Below are 14,673 nucleotides of genomic sequence, written 5' to 3'. Positions count from 1 at the left end.
ATCCAGAGAGCCAACCGATTTAGCCAGCTCCTCTTAATCCGAATTTGAAGCTTGGCCTCAAGCCAAGCCCCGGCGGGGGTACCGGAACCAGACGGGGGCGAGTTCGCCGGAACTCCATTCGCCATCTCGGAAGCACTGCGCAGGGGGCAGAAAAGCCCAACATCTACAGGGATACAAATCGCCTGAGCGCAGAGCGCCGCATGGATCCACCTCAGCATGCTTAACAACAATACCAAGCGTTTCGGGCGAAATCCCATAAAGCAAAAACCCCGGCCGCTCAGGACCGGGGCTTTCCATACTTGTTGGAGGACGCTTACGCCCCTTGGGGCTCAGGCGGTGTGTCCGGGCCCTCATCCGTGGTCGGCACGGTCGAGGCCGGGGCCGTCGGCGGCGGAGTCGCATCGTCTTCCGGACGCGAGGGCGGCTTGCCATTGAGCAGGTCGGTGATCTCCGAACCGGTCAGGGTTTCATACTCGAGAAGCCCCTGGGACAGCGCCTCCCAGTCCTTGTTCTTCTCGGTCAGGATGCGGCGAGCCTCATCCATACCGGCCTGGACGAGGCCCTTGACCTCTTCCTCGATCTTGCGGGCCGTCGTGCCCGAAACCGACTTGGACTGGACGATCTGCTGGCCGAGGAAAACCTCGCCCTGATTATCAGCATAATCGATCGGCCCCAGCTCCTTGGAGAACCCCCACTGGGTCACCATCGCCTTGGCCAGACGGGTTGCCTGCTGGATATCGGATGCGGCACCAGAGGTCACTTTCTCCTCGCCGAACTTCATCTCCTCGGCGACGCGGCCGCCCATCATGATGGCGAGGCGCGAGGTCATTTCCTCATGCGTCATGGACAGCTTGTCGCCTTCCGGCAGCTGCATCACCATGCCGAGGGCACGGCCGCGCGGGATGATGGTCGCCTTGTGAACAGGGTCCGCGGCCGGCACGTTGAGGGCGACGATGGCGTGGCCACTCTCGTGATAGGCGGTCAGTTCCTTTTCCTTGTCGGACATGATCATGGAGCGCCGCTCAGGGCCCATCATCACCTTGTCCTTGGCGTCCTCGAACTCCTGCATGGACACAACGCGCTTATTGCGACGCGCGGCCAGCAGCGCGGCTTCATTGACCAGATTGGCGAGATCCGCTCCGGAGAAGCCCGGCGTGCCACGCGCGATGGTCTTGGCGTCGACATTGGGGCCGAGCGGAACATCGCGCATGTGAACGCGGAGAATTTTCTCGCGGCCGATAATGTCCGGATTGGGCACGACGACCTGGCGGTCGAAACGGCCAGGACGCAGAAGCGCCGGGTCGAGCACGTCGGGGCGGTTGGTTGCGGCGATGAGGATGATGCCCTCATTTGCTTCGAAACCATCCATCTCGACGAGGAGCTGGTTCAGCGTCTGCTCACGCTCGTCATTACCACCGCCCAGGCCGGCACCGCGGGAGCGGCCAACGGCGTCGATCTCATCAATGAAGATGATGCAGGGCGCATTTTTCTTGGCCTGTTCGAACATGTCGCGAACGCGTGAGGCGCCGACGCCGACAAACATGTCTACGAAATCGGAACCGGAAATGGTGAAGAAGGGCACATTGGCCTCTCCGGCGACAGCACGGGCGAGCAACGTCTTACCGGTACCCGGAGGGCCCACCAGGAGCGCGCCTTTCGGGATCTTGCCCCCAAGTCGCTGGAATTTGCTCGGGTCTTTCAGGAATTCGACAACTTCCTGAAGCTCTTCCTTTGCTTCATCAACACCGGCGACATCATCAAACGTCTTGCGGCCATGGTGTTCGGTCAACAGGCGGGCCTTGGACTTGCCGAAGCCCATGGCGCCACCGCGCCCGCCGCCCTGCATTTGGCGCATGAAGAAAATCCACACACCGATCAGGAGCAGGAAGGGGAACCATTGGAACAGCATGGTGAGCAGGAAATTGCCCTCGGAGGACTCCGGCTGCACGTCGATATTCACGTCATTTTCGCGCAGGATCGGCACGGTTTGCGTGTCCTGCGGCGGCATGGTGACGCTCATCGTTTCGCCATTGATCGTACGGGCGGTGATTTCCTCGCCCTGCATCGTCGCATTGGAAACCTGACGGCGCTCGACCATGTCGAGGAATTCGGAATAGGTCACTTCCTGTGACGGCGGAGCAGTGTTCGGGCTCTGATCCATCAGCTGCATCAGGGCCAGCAGCAGGACCAGGACAACAGCCCAGATCAGGAAGTTTCGCATTTGCATTCGGTTCACCCGTTTGTCGATTACGCGTTCTATACCGATATGGGGGCTAACCCCGCCGGTTGCGAGTCATGGTGGCAGAGTTTCCGCAGGCGTGCGGATCACTGCCTCGATATCAAACCATGCCGGAGACGTGACGGCAAAAAGTCTCGTCACAAGGCGTTCCGGCACCCAGTCTTCAAACCCTACCCGCTCATCCCCTAACAAACCGGGTAGAGCGATGATTTCGCCGCCGTAACGCACAGCGACAAGGCCGGGACGCGCGCTTCCGGGCACGCCCTGGAGGCGTTCGCGGCACTTGAGTGTCGAATAGTCGCGGCCTAACGGCGCAATTTCAGCGTCCTTGACGCTCGTTTGCAGCTGGATTGCCGCGCCCATCTGGAGTGGTTCCAGCGGTGTTGCCGCGCGATCAACGCGGCCCAGCAGACTGCCCGGATCACGCAGCACCCAGCTCGCCGATTTCCACTGCTCGGTCATAAGCCCGGCGGCCGTTGTGCGTTCGCCATCGAGCAAGGCCCGGTCGAGCTGGCGCAATTGCCGCCGCGCGGGCGTCGTCCCGGTGATCGCGAGGGCAAAGACCAGCGCATCGAGCAGTCGCAGCCTGACGCATTCCCTGGCGCAAGCGTAGCGCTCCAGATCGAGGCGCGCGCCACCCCAGCTTTCCAGCCGCAGCGCCGCCATGGCCAGATGCCCGGCCGCCTCGGCTTCCGCACGATCGATATGAGCCAGCTCACCCGCCCATTGTGCCAGGCGGGCGGGATCAAATTGCCGGGCCTGCAAACCCGACAAACGCTCGCGTGTACGGATTCGGGTGAAGCGGGGATCGAGATTGGACGGGTCCTCGATCCACTCCGCCCCGGCATGGATGAGATAGTTTCTCAGGGTCTGGCGGGCCACATCAAGCAAGGGGCGGATCAGGCGCAGGCCCCGCCCTTGCGGCCAGGCCGGAGACGGCGACAATTCGCGCATGGCGGCTAGACTGCGCCAGCCACCGCCGGCAGCGAGGCGCATCCACACCGTCTCGGCCTGATCGTCCAGAGTATGCGCCAGGAGCAGGTTGGACAGGCCACGCGCCGCACAAGCTTCGGCGAGCAGCGCATGGCGCGCTGTCCGGGCCGAAGACTGCGTCGTTTGTGTGGGTTTTCTGTCAGACCAGGGCAAGACCTCCGCGTCGACCCCGCAGGCCTTGGCCCGGCTTGCGGCGAGCGCGGCCTCTGTCGCGCTTTCCGGGCGCAGCCCGTGATCGACGATTAAAGCGGTCAGCTCGCGCCCCCGCGCCCGGGCCCACGCGGCAGCCAGCAGCAAGAGCGCATGCGAGTCGCCGCCGCCGGAATAGCCCAAAGCCAATCGCCCGGCCGGTCCGGCCAGGCGGTCAAGCTTTGCAAAGACGTGTTGTGTGAGGTCCTGCCCCACCCCTATCGGCAGTTTGCCCGCACCGACTCGCGCGCCGCCCTGTCACGGCTTTCCTGCGAGGCGTTAGGGAATTGCCGCGGGAAGCGGGCGAGCGTATCGCACGCATCGCGGTTACGACCCAACCCGGCCAGGGAGGCGGCCAGTCGGATCAGTGAATCCGGAGCCTTCTCGCCGCTCGGCTGGGTCCGCATGGAGGCGATATAGGCATCAGCCGCGGCGGCGAAATCACCACGCACATAATGCGTTTCGCCGAGCCAGTAGAGGCTCTCGCCGGCCATGGGATGGTCCGGATTATCGGTCGCGAATTGCTCGAAACTGAATTGCGCACCGTCAAAATCGCCATCCGCCAGTCGGGCCCGGCCCTGGTCAAACACCGTGATCGGATCAACCACTTCTGCCGCCGCCGCATTGGGATCACCCAGAGTTCCCATGACGCCGGCGCGGGCCTCGGCAAAGCGCGGATCAGCTGCCGGGGCATCCTCTTCGACCTCGCCTTCACCGGCCTCACCGCCTGCCACCGGCAAAGCCCCCTCTTCGCCAAGCCCCTCGCTCATGAAGGCCAGGGTGGCGGGGTCGGAGACCGGCTCGGCCGGGCCGCGCAGGGCGTCGAGCTCGGCTTGCAGGGTTTCGACCTGCTGGCGCAATTGCCGGTTCTCGAAACTCAGGCGTTCGGCATTGCCGTTCAGCTCGCGCACCTGGAAATCGAGCGCATCGAGACGCTCCAGCAGGGTTTCGACGACGGGATCACCGGCGAGGAATTGCGCTTCCAGTTCGCCGATACGCACTTCGGTCGCATCGATACGCTCCGCGAGTTCTCGGCGGGATTGGGAGTGGGCCGGCGTGGCTGCAATAGCGACGGCAACGGCGGTCAGACACAGAATACGGATCATGATGCGCACCTAGATGACGAGCGCGGCGAAATTGCGGCGCCCGCGCCAAGTCTGTCGGAGGAATAAAAACGCCCGTGACGGATCAGGCCACGGGCGTTTTCATTCAGGACACGGTCGTCAACGGCTTAGTTGGTGTAGCCGCCGGTGATCGTGGTGATCGAGTTACGATTGATCGCCCAGCAGCTCTCATTCGACTCGGTGCAGGTCGGATTTTCCTTGCCGAAGGAGCGCGTGGTGATACGCGACGCATCGACACCCTGGCTGATCAGGTAGTCACGAGCGGCATTGGCGCGGCGCGCGCCGAGAGCCAGGTTGTACTCGCGGGTCCCGCGCTCGTCGCAATTCCCGGAAATGGTGATGCGGGCGTCGGAATAGGTATTGAGCCAAGCGGCCTGGCTACGCAGCGTGGAGCGTGCTTCAGCGGTAAGGTCGTGGCGGTCATAGCCGAAGAACACACGGTCGCCGGCAGTGGCAACAAAGTGCTCAACAGAGCCCGCAGTCGGACCGGCCGGCTGTGCAGGTTGCGCGACCGGTTCCGGACGCGGCGCCGGAATCGGCTCATCGACTTCAGCCGGGGTGGACGCGCACGCCGTGGCAAACGCGGTCATCGCGACAATCGCAAACAGTTTAATCTTCATGATGGTACACCCTCATCCGGCCAAGACTTCTTCGTGCCTGGCACACTCCCAAGAACGTCTCAGCGACGCACAATTACACGTCGGCCCCCCCACCGGTGCCGCGTATTAAAATCACCCTAAGCGCAAAAGACCTAATCGATCAAGGGCGACCACGCCGGATCGGACGCCATTCCGCCCGTCGCCAGACGCCTAAGATTGAAGCCGGCGAGATCAACACTCCAGATTTCATAACGTGTTGCATCCGCACGCGGTTCGCCGCGCGTAAACAGGAGGACGCGACCGTTCGGCGACCAGGCCGGCGTATCGACATAATAACCCTCGAAAAGGATGCGCTCGATGCCGGAGCCATCGGCCCGCACCACGCCAAGCGAGAAAGTCCCGCCACTTTGCTTGGTGAAGGCAATAAGATCACCACGCGGCGACCAGACCGGGGTCGTGTAGCGCCCCTCGCCGAAAGTGATGCGCTGGGTATCTGTCCCATCGGCGTTCATGATGTAGAGCTGGGAGCCGCCACTGCGCCCGGAAGAAAACACGATACGTTCACCATCAGGCGAGAAAGACGGCTCGACATCATCTGCAGGGTGACGGGTCAGGCGCTCGAGCGCGCGGGTGCGCAGGTCAAAAAGGTGAATGTCATGACCCGTGCGGGTCTCGACCGAAACCGCAAGACGCTCGCCATCCGGTGAGAAGCGCGCCGACAGGCTCTGACCGTCCGGGTCAATCTGGCTCGCCGAACCGGTGCCGCCAGAGGCGAACAACGCTTCCTGGCGGCCGGTATCGAGATCGTAGATATAGGTCGTCGCCTGGCCATCGAGGAAGGAGACATAGGTGATTTCCTGCGCGCTCGGCGAATAGTTCGGCAACAGGGCCATATAGGACCGGTCGGTCAGGTAGTACGGATTGGCACCGTCCTGATCCATGATCGCTAGCTGACGAAGGGTCTGGCCGTTGGCGCTTCGGCCCTCGGCCACATAGACGATGCGCGTATCGAAATAGCCCGCCTCACCGGTCATGCGCTGGTAAACGGCATCGGCGATCTTGTGACCGATACGGCGCCAGTTCTGTTCGGCAACGGTTAGCTGACCGCCGATCATCTGCTCCTGCAGGCGCGTATCCCAGAGCCGGTAAATGACCCGGAGACGACCATCTTCGACACGCGACACCTCTCCCACGAGCAGAGCCGAGCTTTGGATCACGCGCCAGTCTTCGAAGCGCGGCAGCTGATTGACGCTCTCGATCACCTCGATATAGGCGGCCGGGTCGGTCGGCGCGAACAGACCGGAACTGGCGAGGTCATTGGTCACCACACGAGTGATCTCGACGGCCATTTCGTCGACGTCCTCGCCCGTGCTGACGAATTCCGGCAACGCGATCGGCAGCGGGTCGAGATGACCCTGGGTAATGTCGACGCGCAGGGGTTCCTGGGCTGCCGCGAACGGCACAGTCAGGAAGCTCGCCAAGGCGAGAATGAGCGTTTGAAAGGTACGGATCATCATCATGGGCTCCGGAATCGGATCGTTTGGGCGCTAGTAAGTCGGAGTGAACGTGGCAGTAATTTGACGCCAGCTGGAATAGTCCTCCGGCGGTAGCGGATAGGGCTGGCAGTCAATCGCCGCCGTAAGCGCGCGCTCGGCGGCCACGCGCATGTAAGGATTGCGCGAATTGCGGACGCCCGGGTCGGACAGGCGCGGCGCACCGGCCAGCGTCCCGTCGCGATTGAGGCTCAGCTCAACCTGGACCGCCAATTCCTCCGGGTTGGGGGCATCAAGCGAAATCCGCCAGCAACGGCGAATATGCTCGGTCATGATCGCCTCGAGCGTCGCCGTCGTGTCCTCGCCATTGCCCGCGCTGGAGCGCCTCGTACCATCGTCGACAGCACCGGACTCATCCCGCGCATCATTGACCTCGCGTTCCAGGTCACCGAGCAGATCGGCAAGGCTAGGCTCGGCCGGCGGCTCCGGCTCAGGCTCGGGTTCAGGCTCGGGGGCCGGCGGCTCTTCCTCGGCCGGTTCGGGCTCGGGCTCCGGCTCGGGGTCTTCCTCAAACGGTTCCGGCGCCGGTTCAGGCTCGACTTCAGGCTCCGGCTCGGACGGCAGCGGTTCAGGGTCGACGATCTCGTCTTCAAGATCGAGCTCTTCCGGCGGCGTTTCCTCGACCGGCTCTTCCGGCTCGGGTGCTGCGGCACGAATATTGGTCGTGTTGGAGACCGTCACCAGCTCGATCGGGATGAAGGGGATCTCTTCCACCTCGCTGGCAAGGCGAGGCAGGTACACGAAACCCGCGCCGATGACGGCGCCGTGAACCAGGAGAGAGACAAACAGGCCGCGCACGGTACCGCCCTACTGATCCACCGGATCGGTCACCAGACCCAGGCGGGTAAAGCCGGCATCGGAAATCCGGGCCATCACCGGAGCAATCTGGTCCCAGCTTGCCCGGCCGTCGGAGCGAATGAAGACCCGGCTCTCATAGCCCGCCTCCGCAATCGCCTCGAGACGCGGCACCAGCTCGTCAAAATTCACCTCGGTTTCCTGCAAATAGATCTGACCTTCCGCGGTGATGGTGACGGTGAGCGGTTCTTCCGCGGCGGGCAGGTTGCGGGCCTCGGTTTCCGGCATGTCGACCTGGATGCCGATCGTCAGGAAGGGGGCCGTCACCATGAAGACGATCAGGAGCACCAGCATGACGTCCACAAAGGGCGTTACATTGATCTCCGCCTTGGGCTTCCAGCGCGTCCGTCCGCGCCCGTTGCCGCCTCTGTCGATCGAGGCGCCCATGATTATTTCGCCTCCCGGTCGGCGAGAGCAGAGAGCTCATCGACGAAACCGTCCAGCTTGGCGCCATACTTGCCCAGATTGGCTGACAGGGCGTTGAAGAAGATCACGGCCGGGATGGCGGCGAGAAGACCCAGGGCCGTGGCAAACAGGGCCTCGGCGATACCTGGGGCCACAACGGCGAGATTGGTGTTCTGCTCGGCAGCGATGGCGCGGAACGCGTTCATGATGCCCCAGACGGTCCCGAACAGACCGACAAAGGGGGCGGCAGAGCCGATAGTGGCGAGGATACCCAGACCGGATTCACTTTCGGTCATCTGACGCCCGGCTTCTGCATTGGCTGCCTTGGCGACGCGGCCGCCGGGATTGGCCCCTTTCCACTCGCGCAAGGCTGCCGCGAAGACGCGAGTAAAGGGGTCTTTCGGATTCTTGGCATATTGCTCGGCCAGCGCATCGAGCGAGCGGCCGGACCAGAATTCACGCTCGAAGGACTTCGCCTTGCCGTGCAGTCCCCGGAATTGCAGCGCCTTGTCGACGGCGATGGCCCAGGACCAGACCGACATGAAGGCCAGAATGCCCATGACCGCCTTGACGACCCAGTCGGCCCGCAAGAACAGGTCGTAGAAGCTAAAGCCCTCCACCGCCTGCGCGGCGTGTACCACAGATTCTTCCATGAACTTTCCCTCGGCTACGTTCCGTCACAACGCGTCGGATAAGCGACGTAACTCTCTTCATTCAATTGCCGTGCCGCACACCGGCATGCTTCAACCCGGAGACCGGACATCGCCCGATGACGCAGGAATGCGGCAAATTTCGGGAGGTGATAGCACACTCGGGGGCATGACTTGCAGGCCTCTAGCGCAGACGGCGAGACAATTTCCTCGATGCGCGCTTTGCGGGTCACATCGGGACAGCCAATAACAGGGCCCCACCCTGTGCCTAGATCGCCCTGTCATTGCTCGCCATCAGCCGCTCATCGCTGGCCTCGGCAATATCCCAGTGCTCGGCAATCCGCCCGTCATCGACCCGGAACAGGTCACAGGCCTCATATCGGCGCCCGCGAAACTCGATGGTCGAGAAAGCCGCTGCGTAATTGGCACAGCCGACAATGTCATGGACCTTGAGATAGCGCAGCGGCTCCGCGCAAGCCTGCTCGGCCTCGATAAGGCGACGCAAGCTTGCACCGCCGCCGGGGATACGCGGATTATGGGAGCGGAAACGGATCATATCGACCCGCTCGTCGAACCGGTCGGTCTCGCCACGAACCAGTATCGTATCGACAAATTCGCGAACAGCCGCCTTGGTCGCCGTTCTGGCCGCGCTCTCGGTGATCAGGCGCGGTCCACCCACCATGGTGTGATCGGGGTTACCGGTTACGCGGACCGGTGTCGTCACCTGATGCAGGACACCAGCGCCTTCAGCACCGACATCGATCAGGCTCATCGTGACCCAGTTTTCCTGACCATCGGGATTTTGCGCCACATGCATGAAAAGGCGCCCGTCATCCTCAAAACTGCGGATGACCTCGAACCTGAAATTCGGAGGGTAAAACGCCTTTGACGACGCAGGCCGCCGCTCACGCAGCGCCTGTGCATTATGATCGTCCACACCCGCCTCCCGCACAGCGAGCATTCCGGCGGCCCCCGGCGCTGATGCACCAAACTACCGGAAAGCGATACCTATCAGTCCGGAAGATTAACCATAATTCAGGCCGAGTCGAGGGCCAGCACGACCGGTGCCCATTTCGCCGCCACCTCTTTGGGCGGCCGTTTGGCGCGCCCTTCCGGCGAGATGCAGACGGCCTGGACATCGGCCGTCGCGATCAGCTCTTCGCCGCGCAGCAGCCTTTGCTCGATCATCAGACGCGCGCCCTTCGAGGGCCGGTAGAGCGTCTCGACCACGAGCGCATCATCAACCCGCGCGGCCATTACGAAATCGATATTCATGCGCCGCACCGCGAAGGCCAGCGGGTCCTCCGCCGCGGCCAGTTCGGAGTGGTGAATATCCAGGCAACGCAGACTGTCGGTGCGGCCGCGCTCAAAGAAATGAAGGTAACGGGCATGATAGACAATGCCGGAAAAATCCGTGTCCTCGTAATAAACCCGCACCGGGAGACGATGGATCATATCCTCACCAAAAAAACCGGTCGTGGGGCTCAGCCTGCTATCAACGCTCATCTCAAAACCTTATTTCATCCTGTATTTGTTCAATTGGCGTCCAGAGATGCGCAATCAAGACTGATCGTTCGTTCAGGGCAAGCCGGCCTCCCGCGGCGAGCTGCTGCAGATGATCAATGGCGCCTTGGGCGGGGCTAAGTCCAGTCAGGCCGGCTAACTAGTCGAACAAACCGCCCGGGGCACCCGGCTGGGTTTGTGGCGGGGTCAGTCCCAGATGCTCGAACGCCCTTGCCGTTGCCGCCCGGCCGCGCGGCGTGCGCTGGATGAAACCCTGCTGGATCAGGAAGGGCTCGACCACATCCTCGAGTGCATCACGAGCCTCGGCCAGGGCCGCCGCCAAGGTTTCCACGCCCACCGGGCCTCCACCAAAGGTCTCGATCAGGGCTTTGAGATAGCGCCGGTCGAGACTGTCCAGACCGATCTTGTCGACCTCGAGCCGCGCCAGCGCCCGGTCGGCCACAGCCGCGCTGATCTCGCTTGCTGCTTCAGCCTCGGCGAAATCGCGCACGCGGCGCAGCAAGCGGCCGGCCACGCGAGGCGTGCCGCGGGCACGGCGGGCGATCTCCTCGGCGCCATCCTCGCTGGCGGCGATGCCGAACTTGGCCGCATTGCGCCGGACGATCGAACCGAGCTCCGCCGCGGTATAGAATTCCAACCGTACCGGAACACCGAAACGGTCCCGCAAGGGCGTCGCCAGCAGACCCGCCCGCGTCGTCGCCCCGACCAGGGTAAAGGGCGGCAGATCAATGCGGACCGTCCGGGCGGCGGGGCCCTCACCGATCACCAGGTCGAGACAGAAATCCTCCATCGCCGGATAGAGCACTTCCTCGACCGCCGGCGAGAGACGGTGGATCTCGTCAATAAAGAGCACATCGCGCGGCTCCAGATTGGTCAGGATGGCGGCAAGATCACCGGCCTTGGCAATCACCGGTCCGGAGGTGGCGCGAAACCCGACGCCGAGCTCGCGGGCGACGATCTGTGCCAGGGTTGTCTTGCCGAGACCGGGCGGTCCGGACAGCAGGACATGGTCCAGCGCCTCCTCACGCCGGCGGGCGGCGTCGACAAAGACCTGGAGATTGGCAATGGCGGATTTCTGACCGACGAAATCGTCGAAGGCGAGAGGACGCATGGCCTTGTCCCGGTGATCCCCGGGCTGGGCGTCCTGGTCGATAAGGCGATCGGGTGCGTCGCTCACGGCGCCAGCTCCTTCAAGGCAAGACGAATCACGTCACCCAGGGCCGCGTCCTCGCTCTGATCGCGCAGTACCTGTGCAACGGCCTGGCGCGCTGTGCTTTCCTGGTAGCCCAGATTGAGCAGCGCCGAGACCGCATCCTCGCGCTCGCTGGCGCCGGCATCGCTGGCAGTCGGGGAAGTCGATGACGCATCGACACTTGCATGGGCCGCCAGTCCGATCGACAGGGAGCGGCCGGATGGTGGCGGCTTGTCCTTCAATTCGCTGGCGATTCGACCCGCGAGCTTGGGCCCGACACCCTTGGCCCGGGCAAAGGTGGACTTGTCCCCCAGCGCCACGGCATTGGCGATCTCGGAGACGGGGACGGCGTCGAGAATGGCAAAGGCCGCCTTGGCGCCCACGCCCTGCACGCCCTGTAAGTGGACAAACCAGGCCCGGTCAGTTTCATCGAGAAAACCGAACAGCTTGAACGCATCCTCGCGGACATAGGTCTCGATATGCAGCTTCACCTCGGCACCCGGCTCGAGCCGGGCCAGGGTCCGGCTACCGGCGCTGACGAGATAGCCCACACCATTGACGTCGATCACCGCCTCGTCGCTGCCCGCGGCCTCGACCACACCTTTGAGCATTCCGATCATGCTGCACTCCCGATCGCTTGCGCTTTGCGATGATGCGCATGGCAGACGGCAATGGCGAGAGCATCCGCTGCATCGGCCTCTGCCTTGGTGCCCGGCAGCAGCACGGCGATCATAGCCGCGATCTGATTCTTATCGGCTGCGCCGGTGCCGACCACAGTCTTTTTCACCAGCCGGGCGGCATATTCGCTGACAGCGATACCGCGTGATGCCGGAGCCAGCATGGCAGCGGCCCGGGCGTGCCCGAGTTTCATCGCCGACGAGGCATTATTGGCCATGAAGGCTTCCTCGATCGAGGCTTCGTCCGGCTGAAAGCGTTCGACAATCTCCCCCAGCTCCTCGAACAGGTGCTGCAAGCGGTCTGACAACGCAGCCTGGGTCGGGGGCGTCACGGTGCCATGGGCGACGGCGGACAGGCGATTGCCCTCAACCTCGATTACGCCCCAGCCCATGCGGCGCAATCCCGGGTCGATCCCGATAACGCGAATCCTATTGTGCATGCTGTCGCCCTCCATCGCGGAGTAAACACTGCGCCGCAATTGAGAACAAGTCGTGAACGGCGGCTTTTTGCTGCGGTTTCGATGAAAGACCAGACGCTGCATCTCATCTGGACGCCTAAATGCGAATGGTTTTCATTTTTTCTGATTATCAATCGCAATATTGTGGCCTTCCCATTGTTTAAATTGAGTATTTTTTTCAAACCTTTGATTTGCTCCTCTCACGGCATGCGCATAGAGTATTCAAGGATATTACGTTGCGTTCAGGAGTGTCCTCCGGCGCAGCGGATCGGGGAGAAATATCGTGGCGAAAAAAGGCAAGCTGAGCCGGCGTTCGTTCCTGGCCCGCGTGGCCGGTGGTACGATTGCGACCGGCGCTGTTGCAGCCGTCGCTGGGGCAGCCGCCCTGCAGCGGTCATCAGACGCGGATCCGGCAGATACTGCGGGCATGGCCCGCACGGGCATCACCGACAGCGATCCGAATGACTATGCCAATCACGGCACCCGGGCGACCGGCACAACCGACAGCGATAGTGGTCGCTGCTCGGACAGCCCCGGCTATGGCCGCGGCAATACCGGTTACACGGACAGTGATGACTCCGGCTGCACCGACACAGCCGGTCGCGGTCGCGGACCGAGCCTTTAAGGAACGCACGCGCTCGCGGGTCAGCACAACCGGCGGCGCTTTTCCAATCCATGCGAGGACAGGACGGGACTGTGGGGACAGGCCCGGGACATATCGACAGGAGCATTAGAATGGCCAAAAAAGGTAAACTCAGCCGGCGGTCCTTTATGACCCGCGTTGCCGGTGCTGCGCTGGCAACCGGCGCCACCGGTGTCGTCACCGGCGGGGCCCAGGCCCAGAACTATACCGGTCGCACCGACAGCGACCCGAACGATTCGGTCGGTTATGGCCGCACCGGACGGACGGACAGCGATAGCGGTTCCAACCGTGACCGGGCCGGCTATGGCCGCGGCGGCGCCTCCGGCATCACCGACAGTGATCCGAGCGATGCCGTGGGTAATGGCCGCGGACGCTCCGGCATCACCGACAGCGATCCGAGCGACGCCGTCGGCAATGGCCGTGGACGCTCCGGTATCACCGACAGCGATCCGAGCGACGCCGTCGGCAATGGCCGTGGACGCTCCGGTATCACCGACAGCGATCCAAGCGACGCCGTCGGCAATGGCCGCGGCAGCTCCGGCATCACCGATAGCGATCCGAGCGACCCAGTCGGCCGTGGCCGCGGGCGCACGGGCTATACCGACAGCGATAGCGGCTCCATGGGCGACCCGGGCGGCAATGGCCGCGGACCGCGCCGTTCGTCGCGCTCCGGAATTACCGATGCCGACAGCGGCTCCAATGCCGACAGCCCGGGCTATGGCCGCGGCACGGACCATCGCTGACATTCGAGGCAGCGATAGATTGATTACGCGAGGGGTTGGGCCAGATGAGACATCTGGCCCGCCCGATTGCTGTTGTTAAAAGGAGACAGGTCATGGCCAAGAAGGGAATGCTGAGCCGCCGCTCATTCCTGACACGTGTGGGAGGAACCTCGCTGGCGCTCGGCGCCGGGGCGACCGTTACAGGCTGTGCCACGACCGGCTATACCGATGCCGATCCTTTTGACCCGGTGGGCGCTGGTCGCGGTGGTGGCCGGACTGGTATCACCGACAGCGACAGCGGTGCCTATGCGGACCCGGTCGGCGGTGGCCGAGGCGGTGGTCGCACCGGTATTACCGACAGCGATAGTGGCGCCTATGCCGACCCGGTCGGCGGTGGTCGCGGCGGTGGCCGAACCGGCATTACCGACAGTGATAGCGGCGCCTATTCAGATCCTGTCGGCGGTGGCCGCGGCGGACGCTCCGGCGTCACCGACAGTGACAGCGGCGCTTATGCCGACCCTGTTGGGGGCGGCCGTAGTGGGCGTTCAGGTATCACCGACAGTGATAGCGGCGCCTATGCGGATCCGGTCGGCGGTGGCCGCGGTGGACGCTCCGGCGTGACCGACAGCGACAGCGGTGCTTATGCGGACCCTGTTGGCGGCGGACGTGGTGGCCGTTCCGGTGTCACTGACAGCGATAGTGGCGCCTATGCGGACCCGGTCGGCGGTGGCCGTGGCGGACGGACGGGCGTGACCGACAGCGACACCGGCGCTTATGCCGATCCGGTTGGTGGCGGGCGCCGGTATTAAGCACTGCGGCGATTTGCCGTTTGCGCTGCCGATCAGGTCAG

The 14,673-nt window shown here is 63.5% G+C and carries 16 protein-coding genes; 3 read left to right on the top strand and 13 right to left on the bottom strand.

Features of this window, described 5'->3' with window-relative positions; translation table 11 throughout:
* Positions 1 to 313 precede the first annotated feature (313 nt).
* The 13 genes from ftsH to ruvC all read right to left on the bottom strand — a co-directional run bounded on the left by ftsH (position 314) and on the right by ruvC (position 12,440).
* A complete protein-coding gene (ftsH, locus tag Q1V51_RS08620) occupies positions 314 to 2,227 on the bottom strand; it encodes an ATP-dependent zinc metalloprotease FtsH (RefSeq protein ID WP_300555387.1) in 1,914 nt (637 codons plus the stop codon).
* Positions 2,228 to 2,293: 66 nt separating this feature from the next.
* Positions 2,294 to 3,571, bottom strand: coding sequence for a tRNA lysidine(34) synthetase TilS (gene tilS / locus Q1V51_RS08615; RefSeq protein ID WP_300555385.1), 1,278 nt, complete (start codon positions 3,569 to 3,571; stop codon positions 2,294 to 2,296).
* Between the two features lie 68 nt (positions 3,572 to 3,639).
* Positions 3,640 to 4,527, bottom strand: a complete 888-nt coding sequence (gene ybgF / locus Q1V51_RS08610; RefSeq protein WP_300555383.1) for a tol-pal system protein YbgF — start codon at positions 4,525 to 4,527, stop codon at positions 3,640 to 3,642.
* Positions 4,528 to 4,652: 125 nt separating this feature from the next.
* Positions 4,653 to 5,165, bottom strand: a complete 513-nt coding sequence (gene pal, locus Q1V51_RS08605) for a peptidoglycan-associated lipoprotein Pal (protein ID WP_300555381.1) — start codon at positions 5,163 to 5,165, stop codon at positions 4,653 to 4,655.
* 131 nt (positions 5,166 to 5,296) lie between these two features.
* Positions 5,297 to 6,658: a Tol-Pal system beta propeller repeat protein TolB gene (gene tolB, locus Q1V51_RS08600; RefSeq protein ID WP_300555379.1), complete on the bottom strand. Its 1,362-nt coding sequence runs from the start codon at positions 6,656 to 6,658 to the stop codon at positions 5,297 to 5,299.
* A gap of 33 nt (positions 6,659 to 6,691) precedes the next feature.
* Entirely contained in the window at positions 6,692 to 7,495 is an 804-nt protein-coding gene (locus tag Q1V51_RS08595; protein WP_300555377.1) for a cell envelope integrity protein TolA, read from the bottom strand.
* Positions 7,496 to 7,504: 9 nt separating this feature from the next.
* Complete coding sequence (locus Q1V51_RS08590) at positions 7,505 to 7,939, bottom strand: biopolymer transporter ExbD (protein ID WP_300555375.1); 435 nt, start codon at positions 7,937 to 7,939, stop codon at positions 7,505 to 7,507.
* A gap of 2 nt (positions 7,940 to 7,941) precedes the next feature.
* Positions 7,942 to 8,610: a protein TolQ gene (gene tolQ, locus Q1V51_RS08585; protein WP_300555373.1), complete on the bottom strand. Its 669-nt coding sequence runs from the start codon at positions 8,608 to 8,610 to the stop codon at positions 7,942 to 7,944.
* A gap of 265 nt (positions 8,611 to 8,875) precedes the next feature.
* The gene (locus Q1V51_RS08580) at positions 8,876 to 9,544 is read right to left on the bottom strand and encodes a nuclear transport factor 2 family protein (RefSeq protein ID WP_300555371.1); all 669 of its coding nucleotides are present in this window, start codon (positions 9,542 to 9,544) and stop codon (positions 8,876 to 8,878) included.
* Between the two features lie 98 nt (positions 9,545 to 9,642).
* Positions 9,643 to 10,062 carry a tol-pal system-associated acyl-CoA thioesterase gene (ybgC, locus tag Q1V51_RS08575; RefSeq protein WP_300555369.1) on the bottom strand — a complete coding sequence of 140 codons (420 nt, stop codon included), beginning with the start codon at positions 10,060 to 10,062 and terminating at the stop codon, positions 9,643 to 9,645.
* Between the two features lie 208 nt (positions 10,063 to 10,270).
* Entirely contained in the window at positions 10,271 to 11,308 is a 1,038-nt protein-coding gene (gene ruvB, locus Q1V51_RS08570) for a Holliday junction branch migration DNA helicase RuvB (RefSeq protein WP_300555367.1), read from the bottom strand.
* Positions 11,305 to 11,943, bottom strand: coding sequence for a Holliday junction branch migration protein RuvA (ruvA, locus tag Q1V51_RS08565; RefSeq protein ID WP_300555365.1), 639 nt, complete (start codon positions 11,941 to 11,943; stop codon positions 11,305 to 11,307). The genes ruvB and ruvA overlap by 4 nt, the downstream gene beginning before the upstream one ends.
* Positions 11,940 to 12,440 carry a crossover junction endodeoxyribonuclease RuvC gene (ruvC, locus tag Q1V51_RS08560; protein WP_300555363.1) on the bottom strand — a complete coding sequence of 167 codons (501 nt, stop codon included), beginning with the start codon at positions 12,438 to 12,440 and terminating at the stop codon, positions 11,940 to 11,942. Before ruvC ends, ruvA begins: the two co-directional genes overlap by 4 nt.
* A 301-nt stretch (positions 12,441 to 12,741) precedes the next feature.
* Between ruvC and Q1V51_RS08555 the strand changes: the two genes are divergently transcribed.
* From Q1V51_RS08555 to Q1V51_RS08545, 3 genes are all read left to right on the top strand, one after another.
* Positions 12,742 to 13,083, top strand: a complete 342-nt coding sequence (locus Q1V51_RS08555; RefSeq protein WP_300555361.1) for a hypothetical protein — start codon at positions 12,742 to 12,744, stop codon at positions 13,081 to 13,083.
* A gap of 110 nt (positions 13,084 to 13,193) precedes the next feature.
* Positions 13,194 to 13,844 (top strand): hypothetical protein, encoded by a 651-nt coding sequence (locus Q1V51_RS08550; protein ID WP_300555359.1) that lies wholly within the window; start codon positions 13,194 to 13,196, stop codon positions 13,842 to 13,844.
* Between the two features lie 92 nt (positions 13,845 to 13,936).
* Positions 13,937 to 14,632, top strand: a complete 696-nt coding sequence (locus tag Q1V51_RS08545) for a hypothetical protein (protein ID WP_300555357.1) — start codon at positions 13,937 to 13,939, stop codon at positions 14,630 to 14,632.
* Positions 14,633 to 14,673 lie beyond the last annotated feature (41 nt).

Origin of the sequence: Maricaulis sp., from assembly GCF_030149235.1 — a bacterium.
In the GTDB taxonomy this organism is placed as follows: Bacteria; Pseudomonadota; Alphaproteobacteria; order Caulobacterales; family Maricaulaceae; genus Maricaulis.
This window is presented reverse-complemented; position numbering and strand designations above follow the sequence as displayed.

Bases quoted from the DNA above. Each gene is read 5' to 3' on its own strand.
- ftsH (WP_300555387.1), bottom strand. From the start codon at position 2,227: ATGCAAATGCGAAACTTCCTGATCTGGGCTGTTGTCCTGGTCCTGCTG.
- ybgF (WP_300555383.1), bottom strand. From the start codon at position 4,527: ATGATCCGTATTCTGTGTCTGACCGCCGTTGCCGTCGCTATTGCAGCC.
- pal (WP_300555381.1), bottom strand. From the start codon at position 5,165: ATGAAGATTAAACTGTTTGCGATTGTCGCGATGACCGCGTTTGCCACG.
- tolB (WP_300555379.1), bottom strand. From the start codon at position 6,658: ATGATCCGTACCTTTCAAACGCTCATTCTCGCCTTGGCGAGCTTCCTG.
- Q1V51_RS08590 (WP_300555375.1), bottom strand. From the start codon at position 7,939: ATGGGCGCCTCGATCGACAGAGGCGGCAACGGGCGCGGACGGACGCGC.
- tolQ (WP_300555373.1), bottom strand. From the start codon at position 8,610: ATGGAAGAATCTGTGGTACACGCCGCGCAGGCGGTGGAGGGCTTTAGC.
- ybgC (WP_300555369.1), bottom strand. From the start codon at position 10,062: ATGATCCATCGTCTCCCGGTGCGGGTTTATTACGAGGACACGGATTTT.
- ruvA (WP_300555365.1), bottom strand. From the start codon at position 11,943: ATGATCGGAATGCTCAAAGGTGTGGTCGAGGCCGCGGGCAGCGACGAG.
- ruvC (WP_300555363.1), bottom strand. From the start codon at position 12,440: ATGCACAATAGGATTCGCGTTATCGGGATCGACCCGGGATTGCGCCGC.
- Q1V51_RS08550 (WP_300555359.1), top strand. From the start codon at position 13,194: ATGGCCAAAAAAGGTAAACTCAGCCGGCGGTCCTTTATGACCCGCGTT.
- Q1V51_RS08545 (WP_300555357.1), top strand. From the start codon at position 13,937: ATGGCCAAGAAGGGAATGCTGAGCCGCCGCTCATTCCTGACACGTGTG.